This is a genomic window from Bradyrhizobium sp. WSM2254, assembly GCF_000472645.1.
GTDB lineage: Bacteria > Pseudomonadota > Alphaproteobacteria > Rhizobiales > Xanthobacteraceae > Bradyrhizobium > Bradyrhizobium niftali.
Window position 1 is genome coordinate 71,183 of sequence record NZ_AXAB01000025.1, and the last position, 23,923, is coordinate 95,105.

General features: G+C 58.8%; 19 protein-coding genes. 11 read left to right on the plus strand and 8 right to left on the minus strand.

All coding sequences use genetic code 11. The features are described from left to right. Window positions 1–902 precede the first annotated feature (902 nt). On the plus strand, window positions 903–1,667 hold the full coding sequence (locus A3M7_RS0119020; protein WP_156936931.1) for a hypothetical protein: 765 nt from the start codon (window positions 903–905) through the stop codon (window positions 1,665–1,667). 582 nt (window positions 1,668–2,249) lie between these two features. Here A3M7_RS0119020 and A3M7_RS0119025 read toward each other — a convergent pair. Then, window positions 2,250–2,990, minus strand: coding sequence for a hypothetical protein (locus tag A3M7_RS0119025; RefSeq protein WP_027545344.1), 741 nt, complete (start codon window positions 2,988–2,990; stop codon window positions 2,250–2,252). 886 nt (window positions 2,991–3,876) lie between these two features. On the opposite strand from A3M7_RS0119025, the gene A3M7_RS0119030 reads away from it, so the two are divergent. Further along, a complete protein-coding gene (locus A3M7_RS0119030; protein WP_027545345.1) occupies window positions 3,877–4,698 on the plus strand; it encodes a hypothetical protein in 822 nt (273 codons plus the stop codon). A 97-nt stretch (window positions 4,699–4,795) separates the two neighbouring features. Here A3M7_RS0119030 and A3M7_RS0119035 read toward each other — a convergent pair whose 3' ends face one another. The 3 genes from A3M7_RS0119035 to A3M7_RS46745 form a co-directional block, all read right to left on the minus strand. Then, the gene (locus tag A3M7_RS0119035; protein ID WP_027545346.1) at window positions 4,796–5,002 is read right to left on the minus strand and encodes a cold-shock protein; all 207 of its coding nucleotides are present in this window, start codon (window positions 5,000–5,002) and stop codon (window positions 4,796–4,798) included. A gap of 125 nt (window positions 5,003–5,127) precedes the next feature. Next, window positions 5,128–5,535 carry a hypothetical protein gene (locus tag A3M7_RS0119040; protein WP_027545347.1) on the minus strand — a complete coding sequence of 136 codons (408 nt, stop codon included), beginning with the start codon at window positions 5,533–5,535 and terminating at the stop codon, window positions 5,128–5,130. A gap of 363 nt (window positions 5,536–5,898) precedes the next feature. Beyond that, a complete protein-coding gene (locus tag A3M7_RS46745; RefSeq protein WP_084302293.1) occupies window positions 5,899–6,291 on the minus strand; it encodes an avidin/streptavidin family protein in 393 nt (130 codons plus the stop codon). A 1,104-nt stretch (window positions 6,292–7,395) separates the two neighbouring features. On the opposite strand from A3M7_RS46745, the gene A3M7_RS0119050 reads away from it, so the two are divergent. The 5 genes from A3M7_RS0119050 (at window position 7,396) to A3M7_RS0119070 (ending at window position 13,380) form a co-directional block, all read left to right on the plus strand. Continuing rightward, window positions 7,396–7,848, plus strand: coding sequence for a (2Fe-2S)-binding protein (locus tag A3M7_RS0119050; RefSeq protein ID WP_027545348.1), 453 nt, complete (start codon window positions 7,396–7,398; stop codon window positions 7,846–7,848). After that, a complete protein-coding gene (locus A3M7_RS0119055; protein WP_027545349.1) occupies window positions 7,848–10,166 on the plus strand; it encodes a molybdopterin cofactor-binding domain-containing protein in 2,319 nt (772 codons plus the stop codon). The genes A3M7_RS0119050 and A3M7_RS0119055 overlap by 1 nt, the downstream gene beginning before the upstream one ends. Window positions 10,167–10,256: 90 nt before the next feature. Continuing rightward, entirely contained in the window at window positions 10,257–12,044 is a 1,788-nt protein-coding gene (locus tag A3M7_RS0119060; protein WP_027545350.1) for a PQQ-dependent dehydrogenase, methanol/ethanol family, read from the plus strand. 68 nt (window positions 12,045–12,112) lie between these two features. Then, the gene (locus A3M7_RS44555) at window positions 12,113–12,730 is read left to right on the plus strand and encodes a cytochrome c (protein WP_049823544.1); all 618 of its coding nucleotides are present in this window, start codon (window positions 12,113–12,115) and stop codon (window positions 12,728–12,730) included. After that, a complete protein-coding gene (locus A3M7_RS0119070) occupies window positions 12,727–13,380 on the plus strand; it encodes a hypothetical protein (RefSeq protein ID WP_027545351.1) in 654 nt (217 codons plus the stop codon). Before A3M7_RS44555 ends, A3M7_RS0119070 begins: the two co-directional genes overlap by 4 nt. Window positions 13,381–13,620: 240 nt before the next feature. Here the strand turns inward: A3M7_RS0119070 and A3M7_RS0119075 are convergent, their stop codons facing one another. The 4 genes from A3M7_RS0119075 to A3M7_RS44560 all read right to left on the minus strand — a co-directional run bounded on the left by A3M7_RS0119075 (window position 13,621) and on the right by A3M7_RS44560 (window position 18,690). Next, window positions 13,621–14,640 (minus strand): LacI family DNA-binding transcriptional regulator, encoded by a 1,020-nt coding sequence (locus A3M7_RS0119075; protein ID WP_049823546.1) that lies wholly within the window; start codon window positions 14,638–14,640, stop codon window positions 13,621–13,623. Between the two features lie 169 nt (window positions 14,641–14,809). Continuing rightward, window positions 14,810–16,258 (minus strand): aldehyde dehydrogenase family protein, encoded by a 1,449-nt coding sequence (locus tag A3M7_RS0119080; RefSeq protein WP_084302294.1) that lies wholly within the window; start codon window positions 16,256–16,258, stop codon window positions 14,810–14,812. Window positions 16,259–16,352: 94 nt separating this feature from the next. Further along, window positions 16,353–17,282 carry a dihydrodipicolinate synthase family protein gene (locus A3M7_RS0119085; RefSeq protein WP_027545354.1) on the minus strand — a complete coding sequence of 310 codons (930 nt, stop codon included), beginning with the start codon at window positions 17,280–17,282 and terminating at the stop codon, window positions 16,353–16,355. A gap of 370 nt (window positions 17,283–17,652) precedes the next feature. Beyond that, window positions 17,653–18,690 (minus strand): LacI family DNA-binding transcriptional regulator, encoded by a 1,038-nt coding sequence (locus A3M7_RS44560; protein ID WP_049823547.1) that lies wholly within the window; start codon window positions 18,688–18,690, stop codon window positions 17,653–17,655. Window positions 18,691–19,235: 545 nt separating this feature from the next. Here A3M7_RS44560 and A3M7_RS0119095 point away from each other — a divergent pair. From A3M7_RS0119095 to A3M7_RS0119110, 4 genes are all read left to right on the plus strand, one after another. Continuing rightward, complete coding sequence (locus A3M7_RS0119095) at window positions 19,236–20,840, plus strand: acyl CoA:acetate/3-ketoacid CoA transferase (RefSeq protein WP_063629451.1); 1,605 nt, start codon at window positions 19,236–19,238, stop codon at window positions 20,838–20,840. 13 nt (window positions 20,841–20,853) lie between these two features. Continuing rightward, on the plus strand, window positions 20,854–21,618 hold the full coding sequence (locus A3M7_RS0119100) for an enoyl-CoA hydratase/isomerase family protein (RefSeq protein ID WP_027545356.1): 765 nt from the start codon (window positions 20,854–20,856) through the stop codon (window positions 21,616–21,618). 52 nt (window positions 21,619–21,670) lie between these two features. Next, on the plus strand, window positions 21,671–22,456 hold the full coding sequence (locus tag A3M7_RS0119105; RefSeq protein WP_027545357.1) for an enoyl-CoA hydratase-related protein: 786 nt from the start codon (window positions 21,671–21,673) through the stop codon (window positions 22,454–22,456). Between the two features lie 132 nt (window positions 22,457–22,588). Then, window positions 22,589–23,911: an MFS transporter gene (locus A3M7_RS0119110; protein ID WP_084302296.1), complete on the plus strand. Its 1,323-nt coding sequence runs from the start codon at window positions 22,589–22,591 to the stop codon at window positions 23,909–23,911. The last annotated feature ends 12 nt before the right edge of the window (window positions 23,912–23,923 follow it).

The following is a 23,923-nucleotide window of genomic DNA, read 5'->3' on the forward strand; positions in this document are numbered from 1 at the left end:
CGAAAACAGATGGTAGAACAATGACTCAACACCGCTGCCGCCTTGGCAGTCGTGCGACACAAGCCACTGTCAATGGAGTCGATGCTCCGCGGTCCGCCTGCTCACATTTGAATCAGTACCACGCGCAGGATGCATTTTTTCGGCGTCTTCGTGCCAGTCTCCGCTGGCATTCGTATCAAGTTCAATGCAAAACATTGATCCGGAGCATGGGATGATGCCAGATGCCGAGCCGGCACTCTATGTTGGTGCGGTCGCCACGCTTATTGCCAGCAATGACGAGGTAGTTGCAGCGTTGAATTCCATGCCGCCCCTAACCGTTTCGGCTGGCATGGGCTGGGTTTGCGCCACATAGGCTGCTGCGACGCGCGCCAGCCTCTGTGCGATTTGGTTAAGCTGCGAGTGCACCGAGCTCGAACCTAAGGGCGTGGGTTATCCGTTCAATCCTTCGCTTTACTGGGGGAGAAATCGAGCAAGCGGTACAGGTTGGCTTGCGTAAACAACCATTGGTAAATGACCGCAAGCTTGCTTACACGGCGGTGAAAGCATATGGCTCGATCCTGCATCATTTCTCTTGGTGCCATAGCCCTCATAACATTGCTTCCATCTTCGGGGCCGAGAGCGCAGCAGCAAATTCGACCGGCGCAAGTTGACGGCCAGAACCAGGCCGTACCGCAATCGACATCCCCTGAGCCACGACCGGACCCTTCGACTCAAAAGTTCGCGGCGCCTTCGACGGACGCTAGCTCTCCTGCGAGCGTTCAGACCAGGCCGAGCGATCCTCAGAAGCAATGTGTGAAACCGGGTGAGTTCATCATAGAGCTGCGATCGGATCGAAATCCGGTAGGCGCGCCTATCGTGTTGGCCACAAATTTTTGCCAACGAACCAGCGCATTGACGTCGGCGTGCGTGCACCGTTCGTCGATGGCGTCCGTTATTTCGCTGGCATCGACTACGGGGACGAAACCTATCTTTTCAAGCGACAGGACGTGGTCACGCACCGTGCGACGGACTCGGATGCACTGGTAAAGAAGCATCTGCTCGATCCCGACCAGACCATCGTCACGTTGAACATGGGTGACGATCTGGCTTGGTTCTGGAGCAAGGTCGATCTTTACCTCGACACCTGCAACAGCCCGGTCGGTCAGTCTCCTTGGCGCGTATCGTCCGTAAGTGTCCGCCTCAGTCCCTATTGGTTCAGCATTGGTGCCGCCCTTGTCAGGGTGCTGGTTCTCTACCTCTGGATAGCGTTCGCGCTTCGCAAGAAGGATCACACCTTTGGATCCTTCCTGCGCGCGTTGAACCCCAGACAGGTCTCGGCGGGTTCGGACGGAAAGGGAAGCCTGTCGACGTTCCAAGCATTGGCCTTCTCCCTGGCTCTTGCCGCTCTGGTCTCGCTGCTGCTGCTTCAGACAGCAACGTTGGTCGATCTCTCCGGATCGATCCTGACGCTCCTGGACATCAGCGGCATCGGCGCCACGATCGCCAAGGGAACGGATAGCCAGCGCAACACGCTGTCGGCGGAAAACCGGGCACGACTGCTTCGACGCAACTGGCTTCCGATGGCCAAGACGATCGTCGATCCGTCAAACGCGAGCTGGCGTGACTTTTTCTCCACGGACGGCGTTTTCGACATCGCTACCAGAGCCCCATTTTCGGGCTGGTCGTGATCGGAGGCTTGATCGCGGCAGGGGTGAATCGGCCTTCCACGTTCGTTGTCCCAGACACGATCCTGGGAATCGTAGGACTTAGCCAAGTCGTCTACATCGGCGGCAAGCTGGTGACACCAACCAACATCTCCGATCTTAATGCCGCAATCGCGGGGCTGCGTTCCGATGAACAAAAACTAAAGGCCGCCGTCGTCGGCCAAGCAGGGCCAGGTGGCGAGCCCGGCGGAAGCGATCCCTCTCGTCGGACAAAAGTACCTACGACGCGTAGCGTCAGAAGGCCAGAGACGTCGCAGCAATCTTCACGGACGCGACCGGCATTGTCGTTGCCGACGCATCGCTCGAGCCTGTGGTGATGTAATAAGAGGGACCGACATGGCTAAAGATATCCGGGTTTTCGGCGATGGTGCATGCAACGAAGGCGGCCTCCTGCCGGACGAATGTCTACAAGCTCCATCGGGCAACGCGGACTGGGCCAGAATCAATCATCGGCCCGAAGAAGCAGCTGGCGCTCTACGTCCCCCGGCATTGGCACGCCGATGCCCCGACACGACAATGGCAGCCGGGTGCGAACATGCTTTCCAACTAGGGCTTTGAAACAAAGACCTCCAGTGGGCCGACCTTAAAGCCAGCCTTTCCTTCCGTAGAAACAATGATCGGCGGGAACCCCTCGCACTTTAGTTCGAATTCAGCTACTAAATCCGGGCCCTCTGACGATTTTGTTTCTTTCCCCTCGGACTTCTTCGGCTTCACGCAGATCTGTGGCTCAACTTCACAGCTTCGATGGCGCTTTGACCCCTCGGCATCGACGTTCTTTGGGGGGTCTCGCGGTGGAGGTGGTGGCGGAGGTGGGGGCGGAGCATCTGGCGATCGCGCTACTGCAGCCTGCTGGAGCAAGCGGGTGGCAAGCTCAAAAGCCGCAGCGGACGACTCTGACTGCAAGGCCAGGTAAAGAGCGACAAATTCGTCCCTGTCGGGAAGGAGCAAGAACATCTTCCCGCCGAGCAGGTCAGCTTGTTCCTTTGTGAGAGATTGAGGTGTCTCGGCTTTCCTAACGGCGTCGAGCATGCACTTTTGCAGATTGCCTCCCATGAGGTAGCACTCGCAAACATGAACGTTGATGATGCCCTTGCCTGCGAGCTTGTCTATCTGGTTGATGGGAGCAAGGAGTCGAAAGGACTTGATCGATACCTCCGATATATCCAGAGAGCATGATGTGCCCTGGGTTAGGATTGCGTACTTCGTTGGACCGGCTGCAGGAGCGTGGCTGGGCAGCAAAGTGACCACGAAGCTCAGAACAGCGAACATGAAAGCCTTGTGGCTCATGATCTCCTCCCGTCAATGAACTTGCGTCTGAATGTGCTTGTGGCTCCTGTCCCGTGGGTCGGGCCTAATATCTCGAAGGATTATAAATCAATGTTTTAGAGGTGCGCAATCTCGGGTCGACGTTAAGTTGCATTGGTCCAAGAGTTATTGGCCTCGTGGGCGCAAACGACCTCCTACGTGAATGTGCGTGGAATCCTGGCGCCAGTATCGGAAGCGGTTCGACCAAACCGTCTGGCGAACAAGCTGGTTCTCGCGCAAGCCGAGTAACTCAAAGAACAACTGGTGGAGCTCGGTGAAGAGCCGCTGGACTTACGCGGCCCGCTGACGGGCGTGAAGGGTGCGCTCCCAGACCAATGCATGGCCCTCCGATGTTCTGCCCACTGGTTCGGAGTCGCGGATGCGCCGCGGCGTCGTAGGCCTGCCACGTCTTCAGACGCGCGATGTGCCTCTGCGTTTTCGCGACTGCGAGCCCGAACCTCCTTGCGTTCTGCTGTAGGCGAATGCTGTTGAAGTCCGCGCGGCTCCCCGCGTCGAACCGTAGACACTCTATTTTGCGGCGTTGGCTCCTGCCGTCGGTCCCTTGGCGGACCGGCCCGGCGGGCTTGTCTCGGCTCACAGGCGGCTGTCGGCGCGCCGCCTTCCTCACTTTCGGGCCGACATGCAGCTCGGGATTCCAACGCGGCCCGGGCACTCTCGGCCGGGCGGATTGGGCTGCGCTTGGGACCATGGCACGGCATGTGCGGCAGTTCTCCAACTCAGGGCGCCGGTTTGGCGAAGGATATCGGGATCGGTGACGGTCACCAATCCATGCACGAGACACTGGCCGGATTGCATAGGACCCCGGAGGGCAGCCCATCTTGCGCGGGCCAAAAAGGCCGACGGAGCAATGATCAAGATGAGCCAGTACGCTCCCAGGCTTATCGATCGGCCCACGAGCGGAGACCTGACATCTCGTCTGAGCGAAGGCATCGGTACCGAAGTCGCGGCTTGCTATCCAAGCAGGACGGAAAGCCTGGTATTGCTGAAAGGCAACTTCGGTTTCGTGAGCCTAAATCCGGGCTTCTGTTTCCTTCTCGGGGCCATCTACTGGCTGGCAGGGCTTGCAACGGTGCATCTTTGGCCGGACTCGCTCGTGCTCGTGCCGCTTCTTTTCGGCCTGGGCTTCTGGGCCTATACCAAGCGCCAAGAAGGAAACAGCAGAGTTGTACAGTTGATCTCCGCGGCCAACGGCGCCGTGCATTCGATGGTCGCGATCCTTGGGGCACTATTATTCAATTATCTGAACGGTTGGCTTCCGCCGTTCGGAGGCTGGCAGTTGCCTGGCATCGTCATCTTCCTCGCCGAGATGACGCTCGTCGGCGCGCTGGTCGGCGGCTACTGCTTTGGAATCTACCTCTATCTCACGTCCGCCCACTACAAGATGAATCATAACGACGCTTTCAGCTCCATGAGGCTCGATACCCATCGCAATTTCCTGCGGATGAGGATCACGGACGACGAGGTCAAAATTTATCCAGTCGGTCTTACGCGTGTCCCCAAGCGAAGCGAATGGCGCGTCAACACCGAGAAGAAGGGCTCGCCACCGCCGGCGTATGTCCCAGTCGACCCACTATCTCCGCATTTGATTGAGGGACCTATTGTCGTCAGAGCCCTAGGGCAGGTGATCACGGCAGCTACCGCCGATCAGAGTGGACAGGCCATCTCTTAAGGACGTCCTCCTGCGTACCGGAGCGAGAATCAGGGTTTTGCTACGCCTTTTGCGCGACGGATCGTGACCGAAGGCCGGGACCTTTTGACTGCCGGGATCACCCAATACGCAGGTTTTCTGCGGACATCTTGCCCGAGCTGTCTGTCTTGAGTTCGAAGCTGATCCGGGCCCCTTCAGCAAGCCCGGTGTAGCCGGCCTTCTCGACCGCCCTGATGTGCACGAATACGTCCGATCCGCCATCATCGGGCTTGATAAAACCGTAGCCCTTCGTCGCGTTGAACCACTTTACAATACCGGTCGCCACTACAATATCTCCAAATCAAACGACCGCGATCTACCTATTCTTTCCAGAAGGATCAAGACCATGCGCGATTGCCCGCGTGCGATCTGCGGCCGCACAAATAAAGTGCCAATCGCTTGGCGGAGGGGTTAGGCCGACCGACCTTCGCGCTCCATCGGCTGCCTGCGGCGGCAATGCCTGCGACGACCATTGCGACGTTGCGGCGCCGCGGAAAGCACTGGAAGCTTACTTGCGACAAGCTTCTCACTCTCTTCTTCGCGCGCTCGCTCCTGAGTGGCCAGTATGGCCGCCTGTTCCAGCGAATCAAGAAAGGCCCGGCCCTCTTCCATAATGATCCATTGGCCGGATTCCCGCGCAACCAGCTTCTGCCTGAAAATATCGAGGTCTGGCACCCGCTCTGCCAATCGCTTCATACGAGTCGTCCATTCCGGACCACTGGTGTAGAACACCGCTAGGTAATCCTTCAGGACAACAAGACTGGCTCGGCCCTCCGGTTGGCCGGCGAGAATTTTAAGTACCGAAAGCTGAAAACTCACATTCGTCAACCAAACGCAGCAACACGAACGCCGCATATATAGTCATGGCACCTGCCGACCTGCGCCTGGCTTCAAAACATAAACCCGAAAAGTAATTCTAATCCACGGATCGTCCGGCAATTTGGACGCAAGCTTAGACTGTCCTTTCGAATCTGGGGAGATGCCTTTCAACGCTATTCCCGGGCCGTTCCGGCAGGACATGCGGGCTGTCAAACATCCAAGGTGACTGTTCCTGGACGGCCAGTGCTTTGCAGAACGGAGGCTGCACGTCTCAAAGAGACGCAGGCCAAAACTCGCGAGAGCGAGCTTCCAATCCAAGGTCGTGACGTTGCAAGGGTCGTGACGTTACAAGAAGACCAAGAATTACCATACGCGCGTGAAGATATCCGCGCCCTTCAACTTGGCAGGCTTACCGTTCTTATCAACGTAGAACAGCGTCCATGACGTTGGCATTTGAGACCCGTTAGTTTTTCCAACCCATCGGGTGAAGGAATTGCACTGGGCAAAAGTAACAACAAAATACAAGCCGGTTGGACTAACAGCTCCCGATGCAGGATAAGGGATGCCCTGGCACGCAAATCCTTGAGCATGGTTTGTGAAAGTCCCTTGTATTGCCCCGCTATTGGCGGACCAAATAAGCAGTTCTGAACCCCGTTCATTCTTCCAGTATGAGGGAGCAGGAAGCCCCTGGGCCATGGCCTCGGCGGAAAGAAAGAAGAACTGAGCGAACAGCAAAAGCCCCAGCAATCTCTTCATATTGATGCCCCCAAAACAGTCCGGTCAAAGTTCGCAACTTAGATCAGGCAGTTTGGTACATCTCCAGGCTCCGTTCGCTGCTCTTATTTCGCGTTCAGCAACGAAATGCAGCGCTTATAGGCGAAATCGCGCTGAATCGCGGCGAAGTCTGAGAGCGTCAAGCCCGCGCCGCCTGCAATCCCCGCATCGGCTCGCCCGGGCGGCCGAGCGCCGAGCCGATGCTCGGCTATTTTGATGTGAGGCCGACTGCGCGGATCGAGGGGAGTTCGCGCCTATGGGTCCAATTTCAAGACGCCGTTGCCGCCCGGCGGGCGAAGCCATTGCCGAAGCGCGTCCTGCCCATCATCGAGCGGCTACAGCGTTTGTTTCCGTGAAACCCGGACAGGCAATCGCAATACACGCCTACCTACCCGGTTCACGAAGCCCATGAACTCGCGCAGGACATCAGTTCGGCGTTTACTTCCCGTGACCCGCCTCACCCTGTCGGCAGCAAGCGATTCCTGCGACTCGTGACAAGCATCCGGGGGGCATCCGCCTGCGCTGCGCTCCGGCGGAAACGGGCTCTAGGCGCTTCGCGCCCCGAGCCGCCTCCGGCGTCTCGGCCCTTCGGGTGACGATCGCCGTGCCCGTGCCATCGCCCATTTCTCTTTGGAGGGGATCTGCTGGCACTCAAGGTGGCGTTTGCCCTCCGCGTGATCGGGTACGCGGAGATCGTACGCCGCTCCCCTTGCGACCCAATGCGGCCGCTGCGACGAACTTCTATCGCGCTTGGATCGCTAGCTGTTTGATGGATTTCGATCAACGCGGAACGGGATTGCAACCAGCGGCTTCGCTATCACTGAAGCTTGCGATTTCGATCTTCGGAAGAACTGAAGACGAGAAGGGAGGGCGAACGACAGGCACGGAACTACGTGCGGGGCCGATAAATATCCAAGCGTCCAGTCCCGCTCCTTATTGAACCCGATTGATTGCTGCCGACAGCTGCGAGACTGCCCGTCTTGGAGCTCGGGAGTGCTGTGCGCGTCTGCCCGGGCGTGCCGCTGCCCCAATCGTCTATCGCTTGGCTCGCAAACGGCAAGGCTGAAGAGCTGGAGGACGTCGGAAATGCGTATTGAGCTTACGATAAATAAGAGATCCCGCACTGTCGACGTGCCGCCCGAGACGCCACTGCTGTGGGTCCTTCGCGATGTGATTGGTCTGACGGGTACGAAATACGGGTGCGGAATTGCCCAGTGCGGGGCCTGCACGGTGCATATCGGCAGTGACGCGGTTCGGTCGTGCATTACGGCCGTAGGTGACGTTGCCAAACCAGTCACCACAATCGAAGGCCTGGATGCGGACGGCAATCATCCCGTTCAGCGCGCGTGGCGCGAGGAGCGTGTTCCGCAATGTGGCTACTGCCAGGCCGGACAAATCATGCAGGCCGCGGCGCTCCTTGCCGAGATCAAGAACCCGTCCGATCAGCAGATCAGTGATGCGATGGCAGGGAATATTTGCCGCTGCGGTTGCTACCAGCGGATCCAGTCTGCGGTTCGCAGGGCGTCAAGGGGGGTCTAATGATGAGCAATCATGTACCGTCAACTTCGTCCAACCTAGGGGTGAGACTTGAGAACGTTAGCCGGCGTCAATTCCTTCGCTCGACGGCAGCAGCATTTGCCGTAGCTGCCGAGATTTCCGGCTTGCGGCCTGGTTTGGCGTACGAAACCGGTGGCGCGCAGATGCCGCATGGGACCGTCAGCGATCCACACGTGTTCGTATCGATTGACGCGTCGGGCATGGTTTCGATTACCGCCCACCGTTCCGAGATGGGTACGGGAATTCGCACCTCTCTTCCGATGGTGGTGGCAGACGAACTGGAAGCCGATTGGTCTAAGGTTCGCATCGTCCAGGCGCTCGCCGATGAGCCACGATACGGCAATCAAGACACGGATGGCTCCCGTAGCATGCGTCACTTCTTTCAGCCGATGAGACAAGTGGGCGCGGCGATGCGCCAGATGCTGGAGCAGGCGGCGGCCAAACAGTGGGGCGTTTCCTTATCAGAAGTTCAGGCCAGCAATCATGAGGTGATGCATAGGCCGACTGGCCGCAAGCTCGGTTACGGTGAGCTCGCGAAAGCGGCAATGGACTTGCCCACCCCGCAGGTGGAATCCCTGAAGTTCAAGCCCGACAATGCTTTTCGGTATATGGGCCACGGCAATGTCCCGATCTACGACTTGTTCGATATCACGGTCGGAAAGGCGCAATACGGATACGATGTGCGATTGCCTGGCATGAAATACGCCGTGATCGCGCGTCCTCGCGTTGTCGGTGGGAGGGTAAAATCCTTCGACGCCACGGAGGCTCTTAAAGTTCCTGGCGTCGAAAGGGTGTTGGAACTCAAGGTCGACTGGACGCCACCCGCCGCGTTCTCACCGTTGGGTGGGGTCGCGGTGGTGGCGACGAATACGTGGGCGGCCATAAAGGGTCGAGAAGCCCTGCAGATCAACTGGGAAGACGGTGAGAACAGCGGCTACGACTCCGCCGCGTATCGACGGCAGATGGCTGAAGTCGCGAACATGCCGGGTCACGTCGAGCGGGCTCAGGGAGATTTCGACAAGGCGTTCGCCGGCGCATCCAAAACTGTATCGGCCGAATATTATGTGCCGCACCTTGCTCAAGCATCCATGGAGCCGCTCGTTGCGACTGCAACCATTCGCAACGGCGAATGCGAGGTGTGGGCTCCGTTGCAGTATCCGTTCGGCGCGCGCGAAGCCTTTGCCAAACTTCTTGAGTTGCCGATTGACAAGGTGAAGGTGAACATCACTCTTCTCGGCGGCGGTTTTGGTCGAAAGTGCCAATCGGACTTCGCGCAGGAAGCAGTACTGCTCTCGAAGGCGCTTGATGGTGCGCCAGTCAAACTCGCTTGGACGCGAGAGGACGACCTCCATCATGGCTTCTATCATACGGTCACCTATTCGCGTTTAGACGCGGGCGTCGACCCGTCGGGAAAAGTGATCGCATGGCGGCATCGCTCGGTCGCGCCAACCTTGTTTGCGAACTTCAAGCCTGATCCAAAGCGCGAGCAGGCCATAGAACTGGGATTGGGACTTGCAGATCTCGCACTGGACATTCCCAACGTGCGCTTTGAAACTGGCGAAGCGGCGGCCTTGACGCGGATTGGCTGGTTCCGGTCGGTCAACAACATACCTCACGCGTTCGCCGTACAGTCCTTCATTGCAGAGATCGCGCTCGAGCTGGGCAAGGATCCCAAAGACTTCCTGCTCGAAATCATTGGGCCACCGCGAAAGCTCGAGCTCGAGAAACTAGGGCTGACAGATCCGCTCTGGAATTATGGCGATCCGTATTCGACGTATCCGATCGACACCGGACGTCTCGCAGACGTCGTCAATTTGGCGGCCTCACGTGCCAGCTGGGGAAGATCGCTCCCGAAGGGGGGCGGGCTCGGAATTGCAGCACACCGCAGCTTCCTGTCGTACGTCGCAACGGTCGTCGAAGTTGGTGTGGACTCGCGTGGAAAGCTGACCATACCGCGCGTCGAGACCGCGATTGACTGCGGTTTTGCCGTCAATCCAGAGCGGATTCGTTCCCAGATTGAGGGGGCAGCCGTCATGGGGCTCAGCAATTTCATCGGCGAGATTTCCTTCAAGAATGGCAGCGCCGAGCAGAGTAATTTTGACAGCTATCCGGTGGCTCGCATCGACAATGCACCGATAAATGTGCGTGTTCACATCGTTCCGAATGGCTCCGACGTGCCGGCGGGCGGTGTCGGAGAGCCAGGAGTGCCGCCTTTTCTGCCGGCACTTTGCAACGCGATCTTTGCCGCGACCGGCAAACGAATCCGATCGCTTCCAGCAGGCGACCAGATTCGGGTCTAGGCGACCAGGCTTCAATACGCGATCGCCTCGAACCGCGATTGAGCTCGCACACAATCACCATAAAAAATCGGCTACGAGAGGAGTGAATGGATGTCCAAGGTAAGCAAGACAAAAGTTGGTTTTTGGGGGACCGTCAGCGCGATCGCCGGGGTCGGCCTCATGGCGGGCGCCCTCGGGAGTGCGGCGGTTGCCTCTGAGGAAACGACCGAAAAGCGGCTTGTCAATGCGCCGCAGGAAACGGGCAACTGGCTGCATCATCACCGCGACTACACGGCCCAGCGCTACTCACCGCTGAACCAGATCAATCGCAGCACGGTCAAGGGGCTGCATGTCGCCTGGACGATGGCGCTGGGCGGTATCGAGGGGGGCGGCATTTGGAGCCATGGCGGTCTCGAAGGTACCCCGATTGTCGAGAACGGGTTCATTTATGTCACCGACGGGTGGGGATCTGTCTACAAAATCGATCTCCACGGCGGGAACGGAAAACTGGTCTGGAAAATGGATCCCAGGACCGACCACGACTGGGCCGGTGCCGTTGCTTGTTGCGGCGTTAACAATCGAGGCGCAGCGCTATGGGAGGATCTTGTGATCTCACATACCCTCGATGGGCGCCTGGTTGCGACCAATAAGGACGATGGCAAAGTCGCCTGGGAGCGCAAGGTGGCCGATCCCGACAAGGGCGAAGTCATCACCGGCGCGCCGCTGATCGTCAAGAACATGGCTATCACTGGCGTGGCCGGGGCCGAGTACGGCATCCGCGGCTGGATTGCGGCGACCGACTTGAAGTCTCAAAAGGAAGCTTGGCGAACCTTCACGATTCCAGCCAAGGGCGAGCCAGGCAACGAGACCTGGAAGGATGAGCGCGATTCGTGGAAGACCGGTGGGGGATCTACCTGGGTGACCGGATCGTACGATCCCCAAGCCAACTTGCTCTACTGGGGTGTCGGTAATCCTGGCCCGGATTTTGATTCCGAGTACCGTCCGGGCGACAACCTTTACACAGATAGCACCCTTGCCTTGGATCCGGACACCGGGACAATCAAATGGCACTTTCAGCACACACCGAATGATCCATTCGACTATGACAGTGTTGCGGAGAGAGTGCTGGTCGACATCCCGTTCAAGGGAAGCCAGCGCAAGGTGGTACTTGAGGCTGATCGCAACGGCTTCGGTTACGCGCTCGACCGCACCGATGGCTCTTTCCTTTGGGCAACCCCTTTCGTCAAGAAGGTGACATGGACCAAGGGCATCAACCCCGAGACCGGAAAGCCGATCGAGTATGATTCCGGCAAGTCGGTGCAGACCTATGTTCCGCAGGTGACGCTGAACCGGAAGAACTCGCATGTCACCGTTTGTCCGGGACATAACGGTGGCAAGAACTGGCCGCCTACTGCGTATAATCCGGACCTGAAGACCTGGTACATCCCCGTCATCGAGAGCTGTGACGAGTTGGATAACAAGGAGACGAAACCTTCCGATTGGAAGGCGCGCGAGTTCTTCACAGGCGGCGGTCCAGTCGTGAAGCTGCCGATAACAGGAAGCGTCACCGCCATTGATGTCACCACTGGTAAGGTCACTGGCAAGCATGAGACCATCTACCCGATGCTGGGTGGGCTGCTTGCAACGCCTGAGTTGGTGTTCGCTGGCCACCCATCCGGAGAGCTCTACGCTCTCGATGCCAAGACGCTCAACAAAGTATGGGAATTCAATACGGGTGCCGGCATCAACGCTCCCCCCATGACGTTTTCGGTGGACGGAAAGCAATATGTTGCGATCCTCGTGGGACTGGGCGGCGCCTGGGACAAGTGGAACCTCGATTCCACAAAAGGCCTGGAGAAAATCGCCCCGGGTTCCATGCTGTATGTTTTCGGGCTGTGATCCCTTGTGCGGGCAGTGGGGCGAGACTGCGCTCGCCCCACTTCGTCAAAAGAGTTCAAGAGGAAAGAATGGAATTGAAGGTCGTGCGCCCGAACCAACGGGCAAACCGCGCGATACGCGTGAGCGTCCTCAGCTTGATCCTGGGTGGTGGCTTGGCTCTTCTGGCGACACGAGACCTCGCTCGGGGCGAAGGCGGCACGCCCGTACAGGGGCAGGTCATCAACGGCGCGCACCGCGCGCTTGATGAAGGGCAGCGCATTTACGAAAAGGCAAATTGCGTAGGCTGCCACAAATGGCATGGCGATGGCGGCGGCGGCTATGGTGGCGCAGCGCTCTCGCTGCGAGCCACACAGCTCACGCGCGATCAAATTATTGAAGTCGTCCATTGCGGGCGGCCAGGAACGGGGATGCCGCATTTTGATCGCGACGCTTACAAGGACCACCGATGCTATTCCGGGGTCACGGCTCAGGATATGGGCAAAGACCTGCCGTTGGATGCGGCTACATTTCTACGACCGAAGGAAATCGAGACGGTCGTCGATTATGTTCTGGAGCACATCAAAGGCAAGGGGCAGACGAGCTATCAGGACTGCGTTGACTTCTTTGGAGAGGGCGCAAGGGCCTGTGAAGTCTATAAGAACACCTCCGCCCACTCCCGAGCAACTGGTACGGAGGAGAGGCAATGAGTCATCGACGATTGCTCTGGGCGCTGCGGCTGTTGCTTCTCTTGGTCTCTTGCGGTGATGCCAACGCGCGCGAGATCGCCGACTTGCGCGACCTCAGTCTTGGGATGTCGGTCGCCAACATCCCTCCGGAAGAGTATATCAACCTTGCTTGCGCCGACAATCAGGGCATCAAGCTGACGGGCTGGAAGGACTTTCGGACATGTCCAGCGGATGAAACGGGTTTGCACGCTATCTCGTTTCGGTTCAATGACGAAGTAAATCCTCTGGCGGCCGTGAACGACAAGTATGAGGGTACGAAGCTCGGCGGCCATCCCGTGCTCGTGAGGGGGCTCGTCGACGGGAGCGGCGCGTTGCAAGGTATTCGGATCGACACGGATCCGAACGCACGCCCCTTCTGGCGTAAGAAGGCCTTTCTCCTGGCGCTCATTGTGAAAGCCCGATACGGCGAGACGGGGTGGACGTGCCGTGAGGCCGAGCCCCATGACGGAGAAGCTCCGGTTGGCGGTGTCTTTATCAAGGAGCACTGCGAGAAGCACTCAGAGCGGCGTCACTTGGTCCTGGATCGGGAAATCTATCGTCGCGCCGACCAGGCTCTCTCGGACTTTGTCAACGCGACACACCTCCTCATCCGGCAGGCGACCGACCGCTGATTGAAGCGCATGGACCGAATCAATCGTCTCGCGCGGCACGGCGGCAGTATGGTGCGCCTGACGAAGCGTTTGCGCCGGGGGTGCTTGTCCCGGTCACGCTCCGCGACGCCGTGGTGCATCTGACGAGCGAGGCGTCCGGCACGGTTTTGCTCCGCAGCCACTTCACATCGTTGATCCCATTTGATCGAAGCTCTCCTCCACGAAGGCTCTATTTTTGAGGCGCGTCGACCGCCAGTCCGCTCAGATGCTGCGCGAAAGATTCTGCGCGGTGATGGTGAGAAACTGGACAGGGGCGCTGCTCACGTCCACATCGATCAGCCCGAGGCGATGAAGCACCGTATCAAGCGATCGGCGGGCATGGGTCTCCTGCGCCCCGTCGATGCAGATGTCCATCAAGCCGGACCGGAGACATTTTGCAGTGGTTTGAGTAAGCGCGTGTCCGATCCAGAATATCTTGACCGGATGAGCCTTCAAGGCCGACGCGATTCCCTCGCGTCCGGCGCCGACAGTGTACAACCCGATCACGCGCTCGTCGTCACGCAAAGCTTCCGTCAGCCTCTCTGCTGAAAGCAAATTGTCGTCATGTCCGAAAATGACGAGGTCGAAACTGGGATCACCGTTCGTGTGCTGGGTCAGATAATCGGAGAAGCCGCGTATGCGCTCCCGATGCGCCCGGTAGGCTCCGCTGTGGCACATGGCGAGCAAAGTACCGCGGCGTCCCTGCAGCATCCGCGACATATAGTAGGCCGCAGTTCTTCCCGCGGCGTAGTTGTCAATGCCGATATAGGGCACATCCTCGCCGGCACTTCCCGTCAGCATCTGTACGACTTCGACGCCCGACATGCGGACTTGGCGGATGCTCTCGGCAATCTTGGGATGATCTGGAGCCAGAACGATGAGACCAGCGCGGCGAAGGGGAGGTTTTGCAATATGTTGGGCGACGGCGGCGATATCGTCCTCGCGAGCGAACGTCCGGTGCACCAGAATAGTTGGGTCCAAGGAGGCCGAAATCCGCTGGAAAGTGGTGTTGAGGTCGGCATAAAAAATCTCGAGTTCCGGCTGAACCAGAAGCACCTCGATGCGAATGATGCCGCGGTGAGGTCCTGATCGCCGGTCGCGATATTTTAGTTTCTTTGCGACCTTGATGATTCTTTCGGCAAGCTCGATCCTCACACCGCCGCGGTCGTTGAGAACGCGATCTACGGTCGCGACGCCGACATTCGCCTCACGCGCAATGTCTGTGATCGTCGGCCCCCTCAAATGCCTGCCTCCGGTGTTGGCTCTGCAGGAATGCCAAACTCAGGTTGGGCCAGGCCGAGAAGGACCAATTTCACGGGGGGCTTCAACGCGTCGGACTTGCTCCTGGTCATTCCCGCCCTTGCCCGAGGTGAATAAGCGCACTTACGGCCTCGATCTGGTCTTCTGCAGGTTAAGGACCGTTGCCGTCGAAGATGTAGGCCGTCTTGACCGTGGTATAGAACTCCTGCGCGTAGTGGCCCTGCTCGCGCGGACCATAGCTGGAGCCTTTGCGGCCGCCGAATGGCACGTGGTAGTCCACGCCGGCCGTCGGCAGGTTCACCATCACCATGCCGGCTTCTGAGTTGCGCTTGAAGTGGCTGGCGTATTTCAGGCTCGCGGTGCAGATGCCCGAAGACAGACCGAATGGCGTGTCGTTGGCGAGTTCCAGCGCCTCGTCGTAGCCCTTCGCCCGGATCACGGTGGCTACAGGTCCGAAAATCTCGTCACGCGCCACACGCATCCCGTTGCTCACCTCCGTGAGCAGCGCGGGCGCGAGATAGAAGCCGGGAGCCTCGCGCTTGACGAGCTCGCCGCCGGCAACAAGCTTGGCGCCTTCGGCCTGGCCGATCTGGATATACTTCAGGTCCTGGTCGAGTTGGCTCTGGTCAACCACCGGGCCGATATGCGTGCCAGCCTTCAAGGCATCGTCAATGACGAGCGCCTGCATCCGCTCCTGCATGGCCGCCACGAATTGATCGTGGATGCCATCCGTCACGATCAGGCGCGACGAAGCCGTGCAACGCTGGCCTGTGGAGAAGAAGGCGCTGTTCACAGCGGATTCCACCGCCACCTTCAGGTCGGCATCGTCCAGGACCACCATGGGGTTCTTGCCACCCATCTCGAGTTGAACCTTCTTGATCGGATCCGCGGTTATGCACCTCTCGGCGACCTTGCGCCCTGTCGGTACCGAGCCCGTGAAGGAGATCGCGGACACCTTGGGGCTGTTCAGCATTGCCTCGCCCACCACCGAGCCCTGGCCCATGACCAGGTTGAACACGCCTGTCGGCACGCCGGCGCGGACGATGATCTCGCAGAGCGCATGCGCCGAACCCGGCACGAGCTCGGCAGGCTTGAACACCACGGTGTTGCCGTAGGCAAGCGCTGGCGCGATCTTCCAGGCAGGAATCGCGATGGGGAAGTTCCAGGGGGTGATGAGCCCGACGACGCCGACCGGCTCGCGGGTGATCTCCACATCGACGAAAGGCCGCACCGACGGCACCTTCTCGCCCGCCATGCGAAGGCACTCGCCGGCGAAGAAGTGGAAGATCTGGCCGGCGCGCGTGACCTCGCCGATGCCTTCCAGCAAGGTCTTGCCCTCCTCGCGGGAGAGCAGGCGGCCGAGCTCGTCCTTGCGGGCGTGGATCTCATCGCCAGCGGCCTTGAGAATATCGTGCCGGGTCTGGATGGTGGAGCGCGACCAAGCCGGGAAAGCATCGTGAGCAGCGTCAATCGCGCGCTCAGTCTCGGCAGCGGATGCGCGGGCATACTCGCCCACAACATCATTGGTGTTGGACGGGTTGATATTTGCGGATGCCTCCGCTGCAGGAAGCCACTCGCCAGCGATGTAATTATTCGTCATCGATAGGATCTCAAGTTGGAGTTTGGTAAGTCCACAAGCTCTCGGCGTCGCAGCGCTGCCGACCGACGATTAAATCACCTCGCGAAAGGACTATTCAGCGCCCCCAGGAGAGGGCCAAAGGATTGACTCCGCGCGCAAGCTCAACCAGTCCGGCTCTCGTTTTCGGATGAATTTGCTCCAATGGGTGCCGCACAGCCTCACATTTGATGACGTTGCCTTCTCTCATCACGCTCTTGGCAGCGCGTAAGCCACATTGACGGTTCTCGTAATTGATCAATGGCAGTACCTTTGCATATGCAGCAGCCGCTTCCGCGCTGCGCCCTGCCTTGTGATGATCGATCACTGCTCGCAACAAATCGGGACAAAGCGCGCTCGACATTGTCCCGGTCGCGCCGGCTTCGAGATCAGCCATCATGGTAATGGCTTCCTCTCCGTCGAATGGACCTGCGATGGCCTCGCCACCGGCCTCGATCAAGTTGCGCAGCTTCGCGGCCGCAAACGGCACCTCGATCTTGAAATAGCTAACGAGCGGTACTTCCCGTGCCAGGCGCACGAGAAAGGGTACCGAGAGTGTGACGCCACTGAGTGGCGCATCCTGAACCATGATCGGAATTCTTGCGGCATCGGCGACACGAGCGAAATGCTCGATCATGCTGGCCTCGTCCACCCTGAGGCCTGCGCCATGGTAAGGCGGCATCAGCATGAGAAGACTTGCGCCTCGTTCAGTCGCATAGCGCGCGCGCTCCATCGCGATACGCGTGCTGAAATGGCTGCATGTCACCATGACCGGCTTGCGCCCGCCCACATGCGACAGACAGAGGTCAACCAGCAATCTGCGTTCCTCGTCCGTCAACAGGAACTGCTCGGAATAGTTGGCCAAGATGCAAATTCCGTCGACCTCCTGATCGATCATGCAATCCAAAACGCGCCGCTGCCCCTCAAGATCGATACCTCCGGAGTCGGTAAATGGCGTTGGCGCGACGGGGAACAGGCCGCTATAGAGCGCGCTTTTTTGGATTGGCATGGCAAGGATCCCCTTTTGGTTTGACATCAGAAGCCATGTGACGAGCAGCGGATGTGAGGCGTTAAATCTTCTTGGGCTCGGTTCGGATTCCGGACATTCCAGGGCGTGAACAGAATGAGAGATCTGGTCTTAAGGCTTGGTCGCCGAGTACCCGCCAAGCACCCGCCCATGCTTTGATGTTGTCGATCCGCACCCTTGCTGCATGTTGGGCCGCCTTTCGAATATTGGTCTGCAGCGCCATCAACATCGATGACGAGCCGCAAAGCGCTCTTAGCGACCATTGTTCGACCTTTTGGGTATGGCCGGCGGATAGCGCGATTGGTGAGGAAGAGATCAGCCTCGGGCAACGACATGCGGATGCGCTGTTCGGTCATTGCCGATGTCGCGCAGGGGCAGTCGAGTCCCGAACGATCAACCGCGTTTCCAGCTCCACCCTGGAGTGGATGTCCAGCGAGGCTTGATCAGCCAGAAAATAATTGGCTGCCTGTTCGCCCATCAGACGAGCCGGGACGTCAACGGTCGTAAGCCCAGGCGTGAGATATTCGGCAATATCGAGATTATCAAAACCAATCATCGATATGTCTTGAGGTACGCTCAAGCCAAGATCCTTGCAGCCGCGTAATGCTCCGCCAGCAAGTACGTCGCTTCCGCAAAATATCGCAGTTACATTCTTGTTCTGCTTGAGGATTATTTTGGCTGCAGCTCGGCCGCGACCGAAATCGTAGGGCGATTCGACAACGACGATGCTGGAACGATCTATTCCACGGCGTTCGGCCGTGTCCAGGAACCCCTCGAGGCGGCCAGACGCTCGGTCGTTGTCGCGCGTTATTCCTGCGATGACTGCGAGATGCTTATGACCGAGGTCCGCAAGATAGTTTGCTGCCAACGCCCCGCCGGTGCGATTGTCAAAACCCATGCAAGGAACCGAAATGTCTTCCGAGAGAGCGTAGGTGACAGCAAACCTGACCTTGCGATCACGCAGCAGTTTCAGGGTCTCCTTTCGATGGCAAGAGCCCACGAGAACAATGCCGTCAACGCCCTTCTCAATAAGATTACGAACTTCCTTAAATTCTCTGTCGAGATCGTAGCCCGTCGCAGAGTGGACCAGCGACGCACCCGACGGCGCGAGTCGGCTCTCCAGGCCCTCCAGCATCCGAGTGAAGATCGCGGCGTCCAATGTCGGAACGATCAAGCCGATCAGTCGAGAGCGCGAGGATCGTAGTGCGCGCGCCGATCCGTTCGGCACGTAGTCGAGCTCCTCAACGACCTGGAGGATACGCCCCCTCAAATCGACGGCGACGCTCTCCGGTCGATTCAACACCCGCGAAACGGTAGCGATCGAACATCCCGCGCGTTTAGCGACTTCGATGATGCCGCGGTCACCGCGGGCCGTTTTGTCTGATGCCATCGGCCTTTTCTGTCTCTGTCAAACTTCGCCTTGTTGAGAGCGAGCGGCAGTGAAAACGTTACCACGACGCGTTGAGTTGCGAAAGGGTCAAATGCAGAAATTGCCCTGTCATAAGGCTCGGCTGGCATAGAGCAAGTGGCTTTGCGCGGGCCTTCATTCGCCGCCGGCACCCGTTGCTGCGACATTAGGCGAGAGTCCTGCGCCCGGCAGATTCAGGTTAAGATATTGATCTTTATAGATATTTTTCGAGACTGCGCTTTTAGGGAGGGCTCTTTCGATTGCTGATGCATGAACAGTCCTCGTCGCAGATCAAAACGTTCTGCGGTGATGCCAACAATTTCAATTCTTTTTCGAGGTCTCTTGCAACGTCCGCAAAACCAATGTAAACCTTTTCAATAATTGCCTCCCTTGGAAGGGGAGGTCGTGGCCGGCGATTGCAGTTCAGGATCATGGACGCCTAGGCGCAAACCTCTTCGCGCCTGATGGGAGGTCTTGGCTTCAAATTGGCTATGCCAGTTACCTGCGTTTCACGACAGGAGATCAGCGTGCGAGCGAAGCAACGACGAGCGGGTGCAGTACCGATTATTACGGCCAGGCAGGCGGCATCGCTGATATCTAACGGTGACTGCGTTTATTTCGGTGGCTCAAGCGCTGGCCACGCCGTTCCCGAGGCGATCATTGATGCGCTTCGCGACGTCCATTCCGAGCGGGGGGCTCCTGAAGACCTGATGGTGGTGGGCACGGTGCCAATCGGCGACTGGCTCGCGACTGGTCTCGGCTTCAACAAGCTGTCGGCTCCTGGCTTGGTGCGTCGCGTTGTGGCGAGCGGCTTGAGCAATTGTCCGGGACTTGGACAGTTGGCGCTGGCCAACAAGATCGAGGCCTATACCATTCCCCAGGGGGTCCTGGCGCAACTCGCTCGCGAAAATGCAGCGGGACGGCCTGGTGTGATCACGAAGGTTGGACTCCACACCTTCGCCGATCCCCGCATCAGCGGCTGCCGGCAGAGCGAGTGCAGCAAAGAGGATATGGTAGCGCTTGTTGATATCCAAGGAGAGGAGCATCTGCTTTACAAGACCTTTCCGATCCAGGTCGCGATCCTGCGAGGAAGCATTGCGGACGAAAAGGGAAATATCTCCCTCGAAGACGAGGCATACGTCGGTGAAAGCATGTCGATCGCTGCCGCAGCTCGGCGCTCGGGCGGAATAGTCATCGTTCAGGTCAAGCGGGTCGCTGCATCGAATACGCTAAATCAACGGGAAGTCAGAATACCTGGAGTTCTGGTCGACTACCTGGTCGTCGATCCCGATCAACGGCAGACATACGCGACGGAATATAGTCCGGCGTATGCAGGAAAAATGAGGGTGCCAGACGGGGCGATCGAGCCGTTGCCTTTGGATGTGAGAAAGATCATCGCGCGGCGCGCGGCGCTTGAGTTGACGCCCGGCGCGACCGTCAACATCGGCTACGGTATTTCGAACGGAATTGCCGTCGTGGCTGCTGAAGAAGGAATATATCGCTCAGTCACGCTAACGGCGGAGCAGGGGGTGATTGGCGGCATTCCCGCGCCAGGAATGGATGCCGGTGCCGGCACGAACTACGACATGATCGCGCCGCAACCGGATCAGTTCGATTTCTACGACGGCGGCGGGCTGGACGTTGCATTCCTGTCATCTGCCGAAGTCGATCGCCACGGCAACGTGAATGTCAGCCGCTTCGGCACCAAGATCATAGGACCCGGCGGCTTCATCAACATCAGTCAGGGCGCCCGAAAGGTCGTTTTCTCGGGCACTCTCACGGCAGACGGTCTGAGCGCGAAGCCAGATGACGGCTCCCTCGTCATTGCCAGCGAGGGAACGGTCAAGAAGTGGGTCAAGGACGTCAACCAAATTACCTTCAGCGGCGCCTATGCGAAGGAACGTCAGCAAGACGTGGTGTTCATCACCGAGCGCGCTGTATTCAAGCTTACGCCTGATGGTCTGATGCTGACCGAGGTTGCGCCCGGGATATCCGTCGAAAAGGATGTGCTGTCGAATATTGAATTCGACGTCGTCGTGTCGCCCGACCTGAAGCTGATGGATGCGAGGATTTTCAAGAATGAGCCGATGAACTTGGCAGAGCGCTTCCACGATCGCGTCGTACAGGCATAGGGGAGGGGCCGGCGTGAAGTTCGTGACAAGAGACTGCGACGGCAAGGTCGAGATTCTAACGCTGAATAGGCCGGAGCGACGCAACGCTCTCGGCGAGGACATTCTGAAAGATCTGCTGGAGTCGGTGGACAGGGCGGCCAGCGACAAAGACGTCAACGTGATATTGCTTGCAGGAAACGGCCCCGGTTTTTCAGCCGGTGCAGACCTCAAAGACTTTTCTGCAGGCGACATCGAGGGCACCTTCAACCTCAATGGTCGCCTGGGCGCATTTGTACGCTCCCTTACCCTGATCAGAAAGCCGGTCGTCTGTGCTGTCGACGGGTTTGCCTTGGGCGGCGGCCTCATGCTCGCGGCGTCGTGTGACGTCGTCGTAACGGCTCCGGCAACGCGCTGGCATTTGCCGGAGGTTTCTCTTGGCTGGCTGCCGGGCTTCGGACTGAACACACTCGCCACACGCGTTGGTCCCTTTGTGGCCCGCTCCTTAAGCTGGAGTCCGACTGCGATCGATGGCGTGGAGGCTCATAGGTTGGGGTTGGCTGACATTCTGTCGCCTCCAAATGAAACAGCACGCGAGGTTGCGCTCCACTACGCCAAGGACCTGGCGGCGATGCCGCCTCACGCTGTGCTGACCACCAAGCAGTTTTTCTCCACGTCGATCGCCGCCGGAGCTGAGGTCATGGATGACCTGGCAAACCGCTACTTTGCCCAGGATATCCTGCACGAGACGGCACGAGCAAACATGCAACGCTTCCTTCCGAAGAAGGCCGCCGGCGTCTAGCCGCATGCACAAGCTAAGGGATCTTCGCACTGGTTTTTCTCAAAGGAACGATATGAACCATCTCACCGAGTCCCTCATCATCGTCGAGCGGTCTGAACCAGGCATACTTCTGCTGCGGCTCAATCGCCCAAGCCAACGAAATGCACTGAGTGCAGCTCTGTTGTGTCAGCTTGCCGATGCACTTCGAGCGGCTCGTTCCGATGAGGCCATGCGATGCGTCGTTCTGAGTGGCGATGAACGCGCCTTCTCCGCTGGTGCTGACATCAAGGAGATGCAGCAGCGCGGCTTCGATGCGCTGAGCGATCCCACACGGCAGGATGCTTGGGATGTGATCGCCGGCTTTCCCAAGCCGCTCATTGCGGCCGTTCGAGGCGTGTGCATGGGCGGCGGCCTCGAGCTCGCGATGCTCGCTGACATTCTGCTGGTGGCAGAAGACAGCATACTGGCGCAACCGGAAATCACCATCGGTATCATACCCGGCGATGGCGCCACGCAGCGCTTAGCGCGGGTCGTTGGCAAATCTCTGACCATGCAGATGGTGTTGACAGGCGAGCCGATCAGCGCGCAACAGGCCGTGGCTGCGGGACTTGCATCCGAAATGTTGCCGGCGTCCGAGGTGCTCGGGCGCGCGCTCGCGATAGCGCGCGTCATCTCGAATCGTGCGCCGGTCGCCGCTCGGTTAGCCAAGGAATCGATTCAGGCTGCCTACGAAACGTCACTGTCGGCCGGCTTGATGATTGAGCGGCGTGCAATCCGATACGCCTTCACCACCGACGATCAAAAGGAGGGCATGGCTGCCTTCGTCGAGAAGCGGCCGCCAGCATTCACCGGACGTTGACGCCCGACACTCGAACTCGCATCGCTCGATGATTTACCTGGAGTGCGCATGCAGCAACGATGCCGTTCGTCCCGAAATGAAAACGTTTTCATAGAAGTCTGCCAAGTCCATAACGAGAACCGGAGGAAATGAATGACCACTGTGATTGAATCCATGACCGTAGCCATCCCGCATGAAAGACATGTTGCCAATAAGCGCATGACGATGGGTTTGGGCGGTGGCGTAGCGTTGGAGTGGTACGACTGGACCGTCTATGGAATGATGGCTTCGTTTCTGTCGCCGCTTTTCTTTCCCTCCGATGATCCCACGACGTCGCTGCTCGCCGCACTTGCGGTGTACGGCGCGGGCTTTTTCGCGCGGCCGGTGGGAGCAGCGATACTCGGTCCAATCGCCGATCGTATTAGCCACAAGCGGGTCATGATGATCTCGGTCACCGCAATGGCGTTGTGCTCGCTGCTGATTGCCATTTTGCCAGGTTACAAAGACCTTGGCGTCGCGGCGGCGGTGATATTGCTGCTTGTCCGGATCATCCAGGGCCTCGCCACGGGCGCCGAGGCGGGGGTCGCCAACGCCATTGCGATCGAACTTGCACCGCCGGGCGAGGAGGGGCGATATCTTGGTCTGATCAGTGGCACGTTTATCCAGCTCGGTGTCTTCGGATCCAGTTTGGTCGCCTTTTTGGTAAGTGCCTCGGTGGCTTCCGAGACATTGCACGAATGGGCTTGGCGGCTGCCCTTTGCAGTCGGCGGCGCGCTTGGCCTCGTGGTCATCTATTTGCGCAGCACTCTGCCGGAGACCTTGATCCAGGACGTCATGCATGGTGACGAGCTGTCGCGCATTCAAAAGACCACCGGCGATGTGTGGAAGACACTCTGGAGCGTACGGCTTTCGCTACTGGCGGTCGTCCTCGTCGTCGGCGCGGTGCAGATTGCGAACTACGCCTGGAATGCCGGTTTGCCCAACCTGGCCAACGGCGTGTTCAAGGAGAACAGCACCTGGGTGTACGGGATCACCACCCTGATGGGCGTGATCTGGATCGTGACAGCGCCCTTTGTGGGCACTTTCGCGGACAGGATCCGCCCCTCGCGGGCGTTCACCCTGCTGCGGCTGCTGCTCGTCGGGTGCTTCTTCCTGACGTTGCTCTACTCCGAGAAGAGCATTTCCACATTCTTCTTCGTCATGGTGTTCGGCGGCGCCATCGTCGGTTGCAACATGGCTCTCTACAACTTCATCGCAACCACGCTAATGCCGCGTGCGGTGCGCACGACCGGCATCGCTTTCGGCTACGCGCTCGGGGTCTCACTGTTCGGCGGGACCTCACCCTATTTGCTGGTGTGGTTGCAGCACGCGAATATGGCCTGGATGTTCCCGGTCTATGGATCGGTGATCGCGGTGCTGAGTGTGATCGTTTATCACATCGCGAAGAAACGCGGCCATGTCTATATCGGCGACTGATACTGAAGCCTT

Excerpts from the sequence above, each read along its gene's own strand:
- A3M7_RS0119025 (WP_027545344.1), bottom strand. The coding sequence starts at position 2,990 with ATGAGCCACAAGGCTTTCATGTTCGCTGTTCTGAGCTTCGTGGTCACT.
- A3M7_RS0119030 (WP_027545345.1), top strand. The coding sequence starts at position 3,877 with ATGATCAAGATGAGCCAGTACGCTCCCAGGCTTATCGATCGGCCCACG.
- A3M7_RS0119110 (WP_084302296.1), top strand. The coding sequence starts at position 22,589 with ATGACCACTGTGATTGAATCCATGACCGTAGCCATCCCGCATGAAAGA.
- A3M7_RS0119080 (WP_084302294.1), bottom strand. The coding sequence starts at position 16,258 with ATGACGAATAATTACATCGCTGGCGAGTGGCTTCCTGCAGCGGAGGCA.
- A3M7_RS0119085 (WP_027545354.1), bottom strand. The coding sequence starts at position 17,282 with ATGCCAATCCAAAAAAGCGCGCTCTATAGCGGCCTGTTCCCCGTCGCG.
- A3M7_RS44555 (WP_049823544.1), top strand. The coding sequence starts at position 12,113 with ATGGAATTGAAGGTCGTGCGCCCGAACCAACGGGCAAACCGCGCGATA.
- A3M7_RS0119050 (WP_027545348.1), top strand. The coding sequence starts at position 7,396 with ATGCGTATTGAGCTTACGATAAATAAGAGATCCCGCACTGTCGACGTG.
- A3M7_RS0119060 (WP_027545350.1), top strand. The coding sequence starts at position 10,257 with ATGTCCAAGGTAAGCAAGACAAAAGTTGGTTTTTGGGGGACCGTCAGC.
- A3M7_RS46745 (WP_084302293.1), bottom strand. The coding sequence starts at position 6,291 with ATGAAGAGATTGCTGGGGCTTTTGCTGTTCGCTCAGTTCTTCTTTCTT.
- A3M7_RS0119055 (WP_027545349.1), top strand. The coding sequence starts at position 7,848 with ATGATGAGCAATCATGTACCGTCAACTTCGTCCAACCTAGGGGTGAGA.
- A3M7_RS44560 (WP_049823547.1), bottom strand. The coding sequence starts at position 18,690 with ATGGCATCAGACAAAACGGCCCGCGGTGACCGCGGCATCATCGAAGTC.
- A3M7_RS0119105 (WP_027545357.1), top strand. The coding sequence starts at position 21,671 with ATGAACCATCTCACCGAGTCCCTCATCATCGTCGAGCGGTCTGAACCA.
- A3M7_RS0119070 (WP_027545351.1), top strand. The coding sequence starts at position 12,727 with ATGAGTCATCGACGATTGCTCTGGGCGCTGCGGCTGTTGCTTCTCTTG.